General features: G+C 67.7%; 14 protein-coding genes. 8 read left to right on the top strand and 6 right to left on the bottom strand.

What is annotated here, in order from left to right:
- Positions 1-46 precede the first annotated feature (46 nt).
- The 5 genes from rsmG to ACNR9O_RS20610 all read left to right on the top strand — a co-directional run bounded on the left by rsmG (position 47) and on the right by ACNR9O_RS20610 (position 3772).
- A complete protein-coding gene (gene rsmG, locus ACNR9O_RS20630) occupies positions 47-676 on the top strand; it encodes a 16S rRNA (guanine(527)-N(7))-methyltransferase RsmG (protein WP_473685260.1) in 630 nt (209 codons plus the stop codon).
- Positions 677-752: 76 nt separating this feature from the next.
- Entirely contained in the window at positions 753-1607 is an 855-nt protein-coding gene (locus ACNR9O_RS20625; protein WP_473685262.1) for a ParA family protein, read from the top strand.
- A 2-nt stretch (positions 1608-1609) separates the two neighbouring features.
- A complete protein-coding gene (locus tag ACNR9O_RS20620; RefSeq protein WP_473685264.1) occupies positions 1610-2479 on the top strand; it encodes a ParB/RepB/Spo0J family partition protein in 870 nt (289 codons plus the stop codon).
- Between the two features lie 120 nt (positions 2480-2599).
- On the top strand, positions 2600-3316 hold the full coding sequence (locus ACNR9O_RS20615) for a glycosyltransferase (RefSeq protein ID WP_473685266.1): 717 nt from the start codon (positions 2600-2602) through the stop codon (positions 3314-3316).
- An 87-nt stretch (positions 3317-3403) separates the two neighbouring features.
- Positions 3404-3772: a DUF488 domain-containing protein gene (locus ACNR9O_RS20610; protein ID WP_473685268.1), complete on the top strand. Its 369-nt coding sequence runs from the start codon at positions 3404-3406 to the stop codon at positions 3770-3772.
- Here ACNR9O_RS20610 and ACNR9O_RS20605 read toward each other — a convergent pair.
- Together ACNR9O_RS20605 and ACNR9O_RS20600 are read right to left on the bottom strand one after the other, a co-directional pair.
- Positions 3750-4724 (bottom strand): patatin-like phospholipase family protein, encoded by a 975-nt coding sequence (locus ACNR9O_RS20605; RefSeq protein ID WP_473685270.1) that lies wholly within the window; start codon positions 4722-4724, stop codon positions 3750-3752. The genes ACNR9O_RS20610 and ACNR9O_RS20605 overlap by 23 nt on opposite strands.
- 28 nt (positions 4725-4752) lie before the next feature.
- On the bottom strand, positions 4753-5736 hold the full coding sequence (locus ACNR9O_RS20600) for a helix-turn-helix transcriptional regulator (protein ID WP_473700824.1): 984 nt from the start codon (positions 5734-5736) through the stop codon (positions 4753-4755).
- Positions 5737-5945: 209 nt separating this feature from the next.
- Between ACNR9O_RS20600 and ACNR9O_RS20595 the strand changes: the two genes are divergently transcribed.
- Entirely contained in the window at positions 5946-6731 is a 786-nt protein-coding gene (locus ACNR9O_RS20595) for a hypothetical protein (protein WP_473685274.1), read from the top strand.
- A 105-nt stretch (positions 6732-6836) separates the two neighbouring features.
- Positions 6837-7667: a DUF481 domain-containing protein gene (locus ACNR9O_RS20590; protein ID WP_473685276.1), complete on the top strand. Its 831-nt coding sequence runs from the start codon at positions 6837-6839 to the stop codon at positions 7665-7667.
- Positions 7668-7722: 55 nt separating this feature from the next.
- On the opposite strand, the gene hemC is transcribed toward ACNR9O_RS20590, so the two are convergent.
- The 4 genes from hemC to ACNR9O_RS20570 all read right to left on the bottom strand — a co-directional run bounded on the left by hemC (position 7723) and on the right by ACNR9O_RS20570 (position 11173).
- Entirely contained in the window at positions 7723-8649 is a 927-nt protein-coding gene (hemC, locus tag ACNR9O_RS20585) for a hydroxymethylbilane synthase (RefSeq protein WP_473685278.1), read from the bottom strand.
- 77 nt (positions 8650-8726) lie between these two features.
- Positions 8727-9428: a LytR/AlgR family response regulator transcription factor gene (locus ACNR9O_RS20580; protein WP_473685280.1), complete on the bottom strand. Its 702-nt coding sequence runs from the start codon at positions 9426-9428 to the stop codon at positions 8727-8729.
- Positions 9409-10461, bottom strand: a complete 1053-nt coding sequence (locus ACNR9O_RS20575; RefSeq protein ID WP_473685283.1) for a sensor histidine kinase — start codon at positions 10459-10461, stop codon at positions 9409-9411. Before ACNR9O_RS20575 ends, ACNR9O_RS20580 begins: the two co-directional genes overlap by 20 nt.
- A 46-nt stretch (positions 10462-10507) precedes the next feature.
- On the bottom strand, positions 10508-11173 hold the full coding sequence (locus tag ACNR9O_RS20570) for an alpha/beta hydrolase (RefSeq protein ID WP_473685286.1): 666 nt from the start codon (positions 11171-11173) through the stop codon (positions 10508-10510).
- A gap of 322 nt (positions 11174-11495) precedes the next feature.
- Between ACNR9O_RS20570 and ACNR9O_RS20565 the strand changes: the two genes are divergently transcribed.
- The gene (locus ACNR9O_RS20565; RefSeq protein ID WP_473685288.1) at positions 11496-13943 is read left to right on the top strand and encodes a S9 family peptidase; all 2448 of its coding nucleotides are present in this window, start codon (positions 11496-11498) and stop codon (positions 13941-13943) included.
- Positions 13944-13964 lie beyond the last annotated feature (21 nt).

Here is a 13964-nt window from a genome sequence, read left to right as displayed (position 1 = left end):
GCCCGGATACACTGCCGCCCTTTTCACTTCGCAGGAAACCTCGTCCATGGCCGACCGCGCCGTCTTGCAGTCCCGACTGGAACAGGGCATCGCCGCGCTTGGTCTGGCCCTGCCCGAGGACGCGGTGCAGCGGTTGCTCGACTACCAGGCCCTGCTCGAACGCTGGAATGCGGCTTACAACCTCACGGCGATCAGGGATCCGGGCGAGATGATCACCCGTCACCTGATCGATTCGCTGGCGATCCTGCCTTACGTGCAGGGCCACACTCTCGCCGACCTGGGCACCGGCCCCGGTCTGCCCGGCATCCCGCTGGCCATTGCGGCGCCGGGGCGGGAGATTCTCCTGGTCGATTCGAACGGCAAGAAGGTCCGTTTCCTGCGTGAAGCGATCCGCGCGCTCAAGCTGGAGGGCGTGCGTGCGGTGCAGTCGCGGGTGGAGGAGGTCGAGGGGCAGTTCGACTGCGTCACGGCCCGTGCCTTCGCCACGTTGGCGGACATGCTCGGCTGGGGCGGCCATCTGCTGGCGCCCGACGGGATCTGGCTGGCGATGAAGGGCAAGCGGCCGGACGACGAGCTGCCTGGCGTGCCGGCCGGATTCGCCGTGCGCGGCATGCATGAACTCAACGTGCCCGGTTTGGACGCGGAGCGTCACCTGGTGGTGCTCGGGCGCAGCTGAGCCGGCGGGCCTGTCCGGGCCGGGCTCCGATGGTAACCTAGCGCCCTTTTCCCACGCTCACGGCATCGACGACACCATGGCCCGCATCATCGCTGTCGCCAACCAGAAGGGCGGCGTCGGCAAGACCACCACCGCCGTCAATCTCGCCGCGGCGCTCGCCGCCGCGAAGCGCAAGGTGCTGTTGGTCGACCTGGATCCGCAGGGCAACGCGACCATGGCGTCGGGCGTGGACAAGCGCGAAGCCAAGCCCAATGGCTGTGAGGTGTTGCTGGACGAGGCGCCGATCGAGCGCGCCATCGTCACCGTCGAGGCGCACTACGACTTGCTGCCCGGCAACGGCGACCTCACCGCGGCCGAGCTGAAACTGATGGACGCGATCGCGCGCGAGATGCGGCTGAAGGAGCAGCTTGCGAAGGTGGCGGACCGCTACCACACGATCCTGATCGACTGCCCGCCCACGCTGCACCTGCTCACGCTCAACGCGCTGGCCGCGGCGGATGGGTTGCTGATCCCGGTGCAGTGCGAGTATTTCGCGCTGGAAGGGCTTTCCAGCCTGCTCGACACCGTCAAGGCGGTCCGGCAGCGGCTCAACCCGAACCTGGAAATTGAAGGCTTGCTGCGCACCATGTACGACGTGCGCAACAACCTCGGCAACGAAGTCTCGGCGCAGCTGACCACGCATTTCGGCGACAAGGTGCTGCGCTCGATCATTCCGCGCAACGTGCGCCTGGCCGAGGCGCCCAGCCACGGCCAGCCGATCCACCTGTACGACCGCAGCTCGCGCGGCGCCATCGCCTACATCGGCCTGGCCGGCGAGATCATCCGGCGCGAGCGCGGCCTCGCCGCGGGCGCCGCCGCCGAGGCGCCGCAAGCGGCGCACGACGATAGCGACGTTGCGGCCGATGCCGCCGTCGACATCCACCAGGAGTAAGCATGGCCGCAGCGAAGAAACGAGGCCTCGGACGCGGGCTCGACGCCCTGCTGGGCGGCGGCGACGAAGGCGCGCCTTCGGTGATCGAACAGGAGGGCGAGCTGCGCATGCTGCCGATCCAGTACATCCAGCCCGGCAAGTACCAGCCGCGCCGGCACTGGAACGAGGAAGCGCTCGACGAACTGGCGGCGTCGATCAAGGCGCAGGGACTGATCCAGCCGGTGGTGGTGCGCGCGCTGGGCAAGAACAGCTACGAGCTGATCGCCGGCGAACGCCGCTGGCGTGCCGCACAGCGCGCGCAACTGAGCGAAGTGCCCGCGCTGGTGAAGGACGTGCCCGAGGTGGCCGTGCCGGCCATGGCGCTGATCGAGAACATCCAGCGCCAGGATCTCACCCCGCTGGAAGAGGCCGATGCGCTCAAGCGGCTGATCGACGATTTCGACCTGACCCACCAGCAGGCGGCTGACGCGGTGGGGCGTTCGCGCGCCGCGGTGTCCAACCTGCTGCGTCTTACCGAACTGCCCGCTTCGATCAAGAAGCTGCTTGACGAGAGCAAGCTGGAGATGGGCCACGCCCGTTGCCTGCTTACCCTGCCCGAGCGCGATGCCGAGAGCCTGGCCCTGGAAGCGGCGCGCAATGGCTGGAGCGTGCGCGAGCTGGAAGAAGCCGCCCGCCGCGCCCAGACGGCCCCCAAGGGCAAGGCCAAGAGCGCGCCCGCGCGCGATCCGAACATCGATGCGCTGGAACGTGAGCTGGGCGACCGCTTCGCGACCCGTGTCGAGCTGGCCCACGGCCGGGGCGGACGCGGCAAGCTGGTGATCCACTACCACAGCAACGACGAGCTGGAAGGCATCCTCGGCAAGATTCGCTGACGCGCGGCGGGGCCTGGCGCCCCGCTGCTGCCGCCCCGCGCTCGCCGGGGCCTCCCCTACGCACTAGAATGCGCCCCAAGGCGCCGTGCGCCTCCGTTTCCGCAAGCAAAGGCTGCTCTCATGCCGCAACTGTCCGTGGTCGTGCCGGTGTTCAACGAGCGCGACAACATCCCGCCGCTGCTCGCCGAAATCGCTGCCGCGCTGCGCGGCAAGATCGATTTCGAGATCGTCTACGTGGACGATGATTCCAGCGACGATAGCGTGGCGGTGCTGGCGGCGGAGAAAGCCCGTTATCCGGAGCTGCGCATCGTGCGCCACCTCACTCGCAGCGGGCAAAGCACCGCCGTGTGGAATGGCGTGCGCGCCGCGCGTTCGCCATGGATCGCTACGCTCGACGGCGACGGCCAGAACGACCCGGCCGACATACCCAAGCTGCTGGCCGCGCGCGACGAAGCGGCCGCGGACGTGCGCCTGCTCGCCGGCTGGCGCACCACGCGCCGCGACAGCTTCAACAAGCGCATTTCCTCCAAGATCGCCAACGCGGTGCGTTCGCGCATGCTCCGCGACGACACGCCGGACACGGGTTGCGGCCTGAAGCTGTTCGAGCGCGAGGTGTTCCTGCGCCTGCCCTACTTCGACCACATGCATCGTTACCTGCCGGCGCTGGTCAAGCGCGCAGGCTTCCAGAGCCGCAGCGTGCCGGTCGGCCATCGTCCGCGCACCGCCGGCAGCTCCAAGTACGGCATGCTGGATCGGCTGTGGGTGGGCATCGCCGATCTGCGTGGCGTCGCCTGGCTGATGCGCCGGGGCAAGGTCACCCGCGTCGAGGAACTCTGACGCCCGCCAAGGCCCGGCCTTGGCATGCCCTGCACAGGTGACCGGCGTATGCTCAGCGGTCGCACTCCCATGCTGCGGGGCCGCTCCATGAGCATCGCCATCAAACGTGTCTACGAGCCTGCCGCCAGAAACGACGGCAGGCGTGTGCTGGTGGACCGGCTATGGCCGCGCGGCATGAAGAAGGAGGAAGCCGCGCTGGACCTTTGGGTCAGGGAGCTGGCGCCTTCGTCGGCGCTGCGCCGCTGGTTCGGCCACGATCCCAGCCGATGGGACACTTTCCGCCACCGCTACGCCGCCGAACTGGACGCCAAGGTCGAGCGCTGGCGGCCGCTGGCTGAAGAGGCCGCGCGTCACCGCGTGACCCTGATTTACGGCGCAAAGGACGAAGAACACAACAACGCCGTCGCGCTGAAGGCCTATCTGGACGCCTGGCTCAAGGGCCACGGTCCCCACTGAACGGGGACTGGTGGAAGTGCGCCGGCTTCCAGTCGGCCAGCACGACGCGGGCGCGTTCGCGCCCCAGTTCGATCAGCTCGCGGGCGCGGTAGAACTCGTACGCCATGGAGATGTTTCGCGGCAGCTGGATCAGCAAGTCCGGCGCGTACGCCGCCAGGCGCAGGCGCGCGAGATTGGCCTGCATCAGGTCCATCGACTGCGCCAGCAGATCGAGCATGCCCGGGTCACGCGGGCGCGGCGGTTCGGCCGGCCGCTCGCCATGGGGAATCAGCCGGCCGATGAATTCGCCGATGCGGTGGCGGTAGCCGTTCTGAGGGTCGATGGCGTGATCGTTGGCCACTTCCGGCTTGGTCGCCTCGATCGCGCCGTCCACGCTGATCGCGAACAGGTAGTCGGCCGGTTCGCGAATCAGTGGCGTCACTGGCACGGGATTGAGCAAGCCGCCATCCACCAGCCGGCGACCGCCGAGAAGCTGCGGGCGAAACACGGTGGGAATAGCGATGGAGGCGCGGATCGCGTCGAACAGCGGCCCGCGGGTGAGCCAGATCTCGCGTTCGCGGTCCAGGTCGGTGGCCACGGCCGTGTAGGCCAGCGGCAGATCCTCGATCCGTGCGTCGCCGATCAGCTCGCGCATGGTGTCGATGATGCGCTCGCCTTTGATCAGCCCGCCGCCGGAAAAGGTCCAGTCGACGAGCTTGAGTACATCCATCTTGGCCAGCGCCGACACCCAGTCGCGGTAGGTGTCCAGTTTGCCCATGGCATAGATGCCGCCGATCAACGCACCCATCGAGGTGCCGGCAATGGCGACGATCTCGTAGCCCTGCCGTTCGATCTCCTCGATCGCTCCGATGTGCGCCAGCCCCTTCGCACCGCCTGCGCCCAGGGCCAGCGCCACTGTCGGTTTGCGCGCCGCCGGCGTGGCCGTGGCATCGATGGGAAGCGAACTGGTCATGCGGGCGGGGAAGAGGCGCCGGCCGCGCTCAGCGCGGGGCCTGCTGGTAGCCGCCGAGCGCGAGCTGCAGCTGGATCTTCATCTCCTCGCGCAGCGACAGCGGCGCGACCACTTCGGCATCCGGGCCGTACTTGAGCACGTCCATCAGCAGCTCCTTGGAGTTGGAGTACGGCACCTGCAATTCGTAGCGCCCGTCGGGCAGCCAGATGCCTTTCTGCTGGGAATGCCAGTGCTCGTCGGCCACCCAGCGCGCGGCGTGCTGGGAGAAGCGGATGGTGGCCCAGGCCTTGGGCTTGCCCGCAAAGATCCCGTAGCTGGAAGCGAGCATGTCGTTGAGCTCGGTCTCGGCCACGTCGCGCGCGGGCGCGTCCAAGGCTTGCGGCTCGGCGATGCGATCCACCGCGAAGCTGCGCAGCGCTTCGCGATCGTGGTCCCACACGTCCAGGTACCAATTGTCGCGGTAGTGAGTGAGGCGCTGCGGCGACACCGTGCGCTTGCTGTCGGAATTGGTGGTGCGGGCGCGGTAGCGGAAGCGCAGCTGCTTTCGTTCCAGCACGGCGCCGGCCACGATGCGAAACACCTGCTGGTCGAGCTTGCGCTCGCCCCAGGCGATCACGCGGATGCGCTCGATTGGCAGTGCCTTGCCGCTGCCCTGGTCGGACAGCAAATGCTCGATGCGCGCCTTGAACGGCGCCAGGGCGCCGGCCAACACGCCGGGACCGCTGCGGCCGATCAGTTCGTTCAGCGCCAGCAGCGCGGCCAGCTCGTCCGAGGTGAGCCACAGGCCGGGCAGTTCGAACCGCTCGCCCTCGCCGGCCGCGTAGCGGAATGCCGCATGTTCGCCGCCGGCGCTTTCGATCGGGGCGCCCAGGGCATCGCGCAGGAAGGCCACGTCGCGATAGAGCGTCGCGCGCGAGCACTCCAGCTCGTCCATCAGGCGAGGGAGTGGTACCGGGTAGTGCGCCGACTTCAGCAGACGGTGCAGGGTGAGAATGCGCTCGTAACGGTCCATGGCTTCGAGTGACGCGTGGCTTCGTCTAGCATGCGCATCGCCCAGCAGGGTGCGCAAGTCCACGAAGTCTGGCATGTATGGCGCCCATCGCGGTGTGAAATCGCCTAGACTCCGGAAGCTCCCTCCCTCCGAAGGACGCAGAGCGAGCCGAGATGCGCGGCGACCCTACGCCTGACCACCACATCGACGCTTTTCCCGTTGCCCCGGGTTTGCCCGCCAGAGCCATGCAGGTCCTGGCGCAGGGTGGTTATGGTCTGTGGCTGCTGCTGGGCACGGCGCTGGCCCTGAAGCTTTATCCGTCGGGGCGCGGCGATGCCCTGGTCCCTCTGGCGCTCGGCGCGGGGCTGGTCGGCGGCGGCGCGCTGGCGTCGCTGCTGCACCTGCCGCTGGCGCCGGACTGGCTCGGCTGGCGTTTCGGCCGCGGCAGCCGCCCCAACCGCCGCGCCATGCTCGCCATGGTCACTTTCCTGCCGATGCTGGGGCTGGCCGGCCTGGTCCGCGGCGACAACCAGTTCTGGGCTACCCGCCTGTCGGGCGCCGTGCTGGCGTGCTGCAGCCTAGCGTGCCTCGCCTATGTGATGTCGGGCACGCCCGGCCGGCCAGAAGGCCGGCTGCGTATCCTCGGTCGGGTGGTGTCCGCCTGTTACGCCGGCGGCTTATGGCTATGGCTGTGCCTGATTTCGCAGGATGGCGCGGAGCCGCGGCTGATCAATTCGGAGCCCTGGATCCTGGTGCTTCTGCTCGCCGCACTGTTGACCGACATGGCGCACGCCCTTCGTCAGCCGAGGCTGGGCCAGACGTGGCCGGGATACCTGTTCGCCGCGGTGCTGGTCTATCTGGTGCCCTGCCTGATCGTGTTGCTGGCGCAACTGCACGAGCCGCGCGCACTGCTGGTGGCCTTGGCCATTGTCAGCTGTGTCGCGGGTAAAAGCGTTGAGCAGCGTCTGCACGATGCGTCTGCGGCGCACCGCCGTGGCGCGTCCCGGTCCGCCTGAGGGGAATTTGGCCATTCCGACCGGGTCGGAATATTCACTGCGAGTTTCAAACCCGTGGGCTAAGGTGCCACATCACAATTGTTTAACGAATATGGATCGATTCACATGAAGAAAGCCCTGATCACCAGCGTCCTATTGGCCAGTTTTGCCTGTGTCGCCGCGCATGCCGACGACACCGCACCGCCCGCCGATGCCGCCGCCAGCAACCCCGCCACCAACGGTGGCTGGAGCGGTTCGGGTGAATTCGGCTTCGCCTCGGCCCATGGCAATTCGCGCACCGAGAACGTCAACGCCAAGCTCGGCCTGAATCAGGAGAACGAGCTTTGGAAGAACAACTTCTTCCTCAATGGCATGCGTTCGAAGGGTGAAGTCCAGGTGCAGGACAGCAACGGCAACACCATCGACAAGTTCAGCACCACCGCCAACCGCTACGACACCGGCGCTTCGGTGGGCTACAAGCTCGACCCGCGCAGCTATATCGTCGGCGCGGCGCGTTACGAGCACGACGACTTCGGCGCCAACATCTGGCAGGGCATCGTCTCGATCGGCTACGGCTATATCGCGCTGAAGAACGATCGCACGGAGCTCTCGTTCGAAGCCGGCCCCGGTTACAAGCGTTACCGCCCCGCCGACCGCACCGTGCAGGTAGATGGCGTGGATGTGAAGCAGCGCCAGGATTCGCAGAGCGAAGCCGTAGGCCGAGGCCTGGTCAACTACAAGTACCGCCTCACCCCGAACACGGCCGTGGAAGACACGCTGCTGGTCGAAGCCGGCTCCAAGAACCAGTACTACCAGAACGACATCGGCCTGTCGGTCAGCATGACCCGGAAGATGGCGCTGAAGGTCGGCTACCAGGTCCGCTACAACAGCGACGTGCAGCCGGGCACCAAGAACACCGATACGCTGATGACCACCAACCTCGTGTACAACTTCTGACACGACGGTTCATGGCAAAAAAGCCCCGCTCGCGCGGGGCTTTTTTCTGTCCGCGTCAGTGCGTGCCCGATCCAAGGAACTGCGCCGCGCCCTGTTCGAACAGCTGCGCTGCTACTTGGCGGCCTAGCGCCTCGGCCTCGTCGGTGCCGCTGGCCGCTTCGGCGCGCAGCAGGCGGCCGCTGACTACATCGCCCACCATGCCATACAGGTGCAAGCCGCGCTCGGTGACCACGCACCACGCACCCACCGGCACGGTGCAGCTGCCGCCTAAGGCCTGATTCATCGCGCGCTCCGCGCTCGCCGCCAGGCGCGTATGCGGATCGTCCAGGGCGGCCAGCAGCGCAAGCACCTCGGGCTGATCGCTGCGCGCCTCGATGGCTATGGCCGCCTGGCCTGGCGCCGGCAGCCAGTCGGGTGCGGCGAGGCGGCTGCGGATGCGTTCGGCCAAGCCCAGCCGTTCGAGGCCGGCGCAAGCCAGCAGAATCGCGTCGTACTGGCCCGCGTCCAGCTTGCCCAGGCGCGTGCCCACGTTGCCGCGCAAGTCGAGCAGCTCGAGGTCCGGGCGCAGCGCGCGCAGCTGCGCCTGTCGCCGCAGCGAGGAGGTGCCCACGCGCGCGCCGTGCGGCAGCGCGGCCAGGTCGGCGTAATCGTTGCTGATGAAGGCGTCGGCGGCATCCGCGCGCGGCAGGATTGCCGGCAGCGCGAAGCCTGGCTCCAGTTCGGCCGGCACGTCCTTGAGCGAATGCACTGCCAGATCCGCGCGCCCTTCCAGCATGGCCACCTCCAGCTCCTTGAGGAACAGGCCCTTGCCGCCGATGGTGGCCAGAGGCTTGTCGATGATCTCGTCGCCGCGCGTGGTCATCGGCACCAGTTCCACGGCCAGGCCCGGGTGCGCTGCGCGCAGTTCGGCGGCGACGTGTTCGGCCTGCCACAGGGCGAGCGCGCTCTTGCGGGTGGCGATGCGCAGGATGGAGGGCGTCATGGAGATCTCAGCGGCGTAAAGGCTTCTATTGTCGCGTAAACCCTCGCGGCCCGCAGGGGCACCGCTGCCGCAGGGTCCTAGTTCACGCGCAATAGCCGGCGCACCGCCGGCAGGTTGCGCCGGCTGACCTCCGGCATCAGCTCGGTGCCGCCCAGGCGGGCCAGCACCCGTCCGTCGCCGAGGGTCTTCAGGCCGAGCAGCCGCTGCGGCGGCACCAGGCAATTGCGGTGCAGACGGATCAGCTGGTCCGGATAGGCCTCCTCGAGCTGGCGCAGCGATTCCTCCAGCAGCAACTGGCCGCCGCGGTGCTGCACCACGACGTACTTCTCCTCCGCCAGCAGGCACACCACTTCGTCCAGCGCGATGCGTACCTGCTCGCCACGCAGGCGACCGAACAGATAGCTGGGTTCGCGCGGCGCCGCAGTCAGGCGCTGGCGTGCGCGCTGCAGGGCATCGCGCAGGCGCTCCAGCCGCACCGGCTTCAAGAGGTAGTCCACCGCGCCGAGTTCGAAGGCCTGGACGGCATGATTTTCGTAGGCGGTGCAGAACACCACCTGCGGCCTGGCCTGACCGGCGAGGCGCCGCGCGAGCGCAGTGCCGTCGAGGCCGGGCATGTTGATGTCGAGCAGGAGCAGATCCGGCGACGCCCCGGCGATCGTTTCGAGCGCTTCCTCGCCGTCGCCGACGCTGCCGGCGATTTCCACGTCTTCGCATTCGCCGAGCAGCGCGGCGAGGCGCGCCCGTGCCAGCGGTTCGTCGTCAACGATCAGTACGCGCATGAGGGTCTTCCGGCAGCAGCAGACGCACCACGAAACGTTCGCCGCGCGGACCAGCCTGCACGTCCGCACGCGGGCCATAGCGATAGGCCACGCGCTGGCGGACATTGTCCAGGCCATGGCCGTTGCCGCCGCGCGCGGGTGTTTCAGGAAGCGGATTGTCGATTTCGATTTCGATGGCTCGTTCCGCGCGGCGTCCGCGCAAGATCACCTCGCCGCCTTCGCGCAACGGCTGGATGCCGTGGCGCACGGCGTTCTCCACCAGCGGCTGCAGCAACAGGCGCGGCAACGGGAAATCCGCGGTCAGCCCGTCCAGTTCGCGGCGTACGCGCAGGCGCGAGCCCAGGCGCAGCTGCTCGATCGCCAGGTAGCGGTCGACCAGGTTCAACTCCTCGCCCAGCGTGCCGTCGCGTGAGTCGTGCTGGCCCAGCGCGGCGCGGAACAATTCGGAGAGGTCTTCCACGGTGCGTTCCGCCGCGTCCGGGTCCACGCGCACCAGCGCCGCCACCGTATTCATGCTGTTGAACAGGAAGTGGGGACGGATGCGTGCCTGCAGCGCCTCGACTTGCGCGTGCGCCACCGCGGCAAGACGCGCCTGCCACTGCGCGAGCACATAGAAGTAGCGCAGCATCGCGGCGCCCAGAAGTGCGGCGATCGCAGCATTGTCGCGCACGAAGGGAAGGGTTCCGGCGCGCAGCAGATCCATCTGCAGGGCGCCGTCCATCCATCCCGCCAGCAGACTCGCGGTCACCACGATGACCAGCATCAGCAGCCAGACCGCGGCATAAGGCAGGCGGCCCGGCAGCCGCTGCAGCACCGGCCGCAGCTTGCACAGTGCGACGCCGATGACCATGGCCATCCATTCGGCGAACAGCATGCCTACGCTGTAGCCGCGCCAGCCGCGGGTGCTGTCCGGCGCCAGCAGCATCAGGGTGACCGAGAGCGCGGCGACTACCAGCAGCGCGAACAACACCGGCGCGCTGCAGAAATCCGGCAGCGGACTGGGTTCGAGGTGGCGGGAGGGTGGTCGGCGCATGGGCGCACAGTATGCCCAAGCGCCAGGAGGCCGACCGTGCGCGCGATCAGTCGGCCAGGCGTTTGCCCAGCCAGGTGCGCAGATCGACGATTTCCTCGGCGCAGACCGAATGCGGCATCGGATACGTGTGCCATTCGACCGGATAGCCGAGGCCCTGCAGGACATCGCGCGACTGCACGCCGCGGGTCAGCGGCACGATGGGATCGGCGGTGCCGTGGCCCCAGAAGATCGGCGTGGCGGCGTTGGCCGCGCTGCGTTCCGCTTCGAACGAGCCTTGCATGGGCAGGTACGTCGACAGCGCGATGATGCCGGCGAGCCGGCGCGGATGACGCAGGCCGCCGGCGAGCGCGATGGCGCCACCCTGCGAGAAACCGGCCAGCACGATGCGCTCGTCCGGCACGCCGCGCGCATTTTCGCGCGCGATCAGTCCCTGCACCGCCTCGATGGATGCCCGCATGCCGGTCTCGTCCTGGCGCGAGGTGAGATCCACCCCGGCGATGTCGTACCACGCGCGCATCGGCATGCCGCCGTTCAAGGTGACCGGCCGTACCGGTGCATGGGGGAACACGAAGCGCAGGCCAGGCCACTCCTGCGCCACCAGCTCGGGCACGATCGGGGCGAAGTCATGCCCGTCCGCGCCCAGGCCATGCAGCCAGATCACGCTATGGGTGAGAAGGGGGGCGGTTTCGTGCTCGACAGTAGGCAGGGGCATGCGGGGGCGCGCGAAGGGGATGGGGAAATGAGCCCGGGCCATGGGCCGGGCGCAGCGTCTTCCAGGAACGCACCATGCTCGCTTTCGCTTACGCGAAGCGGACAGCAGGCGGTCTAGGGCGTATGGGCGCAAACACAGCCGGCCGCCGGGGGAGCGGGGAGCGGGCGGATCGGCTGGCGCATGGTGCCTCCTGGCGGATGCGGCTGGGATTTCTCGGATCGTGCAGCCTAGTCCTCTCGCGGATACCTGCATACAGGACCCATGGCGCTTGCGGGCGAGACCGCGTTGGCTATGCTCGGACGTTTTTGTTGCGGAGCAACCCATGCGCCGAATGTTTCTCGCCGGGCTCGTGGCCCTCGCGACCAGTCCCGCCCTCCTCGCCGATACGCCCGCCGGCGCGCCGGATCTGGAAACCATCATGGCCAACCCGGACTGGATCGGCGCAGCGGTGCAGTCGCCATACTGGGGCGCGGACGGCCGCAGCGTGTACTACTCGCTCAAGCGCGACGGCAGCAAGGTGCGCGACCGCTATCGCGTCGATGTCGCCAGCGGCCGAAGCGAGAAGCTCAGCCCCGAGGACATCGCGCAGGCGCAGGGCCCGTTGGTATTCGACCGCGTGCACCGACAAGCCGCTTTCCTGCTGCACGGCGATGTGTTCCTGCTCGATCTGGCCAGCGGCCGTCGCGTGCAGGTCACGCGCACGCCGGAGACCGAGACTGCGCCGCGCTTTTCCAGTGACGGCCGGGTATTGCAGTACCGCCAGGGCAATCAGTGGTTCGCTTACGACATCACGGCCGGCGTTGCCGCGCCGGCCGCCGTGCTGAACGTGGGCGAGGATCCGCAGGCCAAGCGGCCGGGCGAGCTCGAACGCGACCAGTTGCGCCTGTTCAAGACGCTGCGTTCGATCAAGGCCGACAAGGATGCCGCGCTCGCCAACGAGGACGAGCTGGCCGCGGCCGACCCCGGACGCGCGCCCAAGCCCATATGGCTGGGCGACGTGGGCCAGCTGGTCGATACCGAGCTGTCGCCCGACGGGCGCTGGATGCTGGTGATCACCCAGCCCAAGGACGACAAGACCGGCAAGCAGCCGCAGGTCACTCACTACGTCACCGAATCGGGTTACGCCGAGCAGCAGCCGACGCGCACTTATGTCGGCCGCCGTGATCCTGCGCCGCAATCGGTGCTGCTCGTCGATCTGCGGGAGCGCAAAACCTGGCCGCTCGGAACCGATCCGCTGCCTGGCATCAAGGACGATCCGCTGAAAGAGTTGCGCGCCAAGGCCATCGCCGCGCAGGAAAAAGCCGGCCGCGAGGATGAAGCCAAGGCGCTCAAGGCGCCGGAGCGGCGCGCGGTGCGCATCATCTCCGATGCCGACGACGGCGGTGGCGGTGGCATCGTATGGAGCGATGAAGGCGGCAACGTCGCGATCCAGTTGCGCGCAATCGACAACAAGGACCGCTGGATCGCCACCGTCGACTTCGACCGCCACGCGCTGGTCAACCAGCACCGTCTCACCGATAACGCGTGGATCAACTGGAACTTCAATGACTTCGGCTGGCTCAAGGATGGCCGTACGCTGTGGTACCTCAGTGAGGAAACCGGCTGGTCGCAGCTGTATGCGAAGCGGCCCGGCAGCAAGGCCGAGGCGCTGACCAGCGGCAGCTTCGAAGTCAGTCATCCGGTGCTGAGCGAAGACGGCCGGTGGTTCTATCTGCGCGCCAACCGCGTGGCGCCCTACAGCTACGACGTCTATCGCGTGCCGGCGCAGGGCGGAGAACTGACTCGCGTCACGCAATACCAGGGCATGGACGACTTCGCGCTGTCGCCGGACGGTAAACAGCTGGCGGTGCTGCATTCATCGCCCTATCAGCTGGCACAGCTGGCTGTGCAGGACGCCGCCGGCGGCGAGCCGCGCGAGCTGACGCGGACGATGAAGCCAGCCTTCACGCAGCGCGCGTGGATCATGCCGAAGATCGTGGGCGTACCTTCCTCGCATGGCGCGGGCACCATCTGGGCCAAGTATTACGGGCCCGCCGATGAATCCGCCGCCGCGCGGCCGGCCGTGATCTTCGTGCATGGCGCGGGCTATCTGCAGAACGTCACGCTGAGCTGGTCCAACTACTTCCGCGAGCAGATGTTCCACAACCTGCTGGTGCAGAAGGGTTATGTGGTGCTGGATATGGACTATCGCGCCTCCGAGGGCTACGGCCGCGACTGGCGTACCGCGATCTACCGCCGCATGGGTCATCCGGAGCTGGAAGACCTGCTCGACGGCAAGGCCTGGCTGGTCAAGAACCACGGCGTCGATCCGCGTCGGGTAGGTATCTACGGCGGCAGCTACGGCGGTTTCATGACCATCATGGCGCTGCTGCGCGCGCCCGGCGAATTCGCCGCCGGTTCCGCATTGCGCCCGGTTGCCGACTGGTCCAGCTACAACCACGAATACACGTCCAACATCCTCAACGATCCGCAACTCGATCCGGAGGCCTATGCGGCCAGCTCGCCGATCGAATATGCGGACAAGTTGCAGGACGTGCTGCTGATCCAGCATGGCCTGATCGACGACAACGTGCTGGCCAGCGATTCGATCCGTCTGTACCAGCGCTTCATCGAGCTGCACAAGAAGAACTTCTGGATGTCGCTGTATCCCTTGGAGCGGCACGGCTTCGTGCATCCCGATTCCTGGTACGACGAATACCGGCGCATCGATGAGCTGTTCGACACTTACGTCAAGCCCGGGCGGGCGAAGGAAAGTACGACGGGGCGCTGATCCTGGCATTCATGTGGCAGT

This window comes from Dyella sp. CR10 (assembly GCF_055814425.1).
This window is presented reverse-complemented; position numbering and strand designations above follow the sequence as displayed.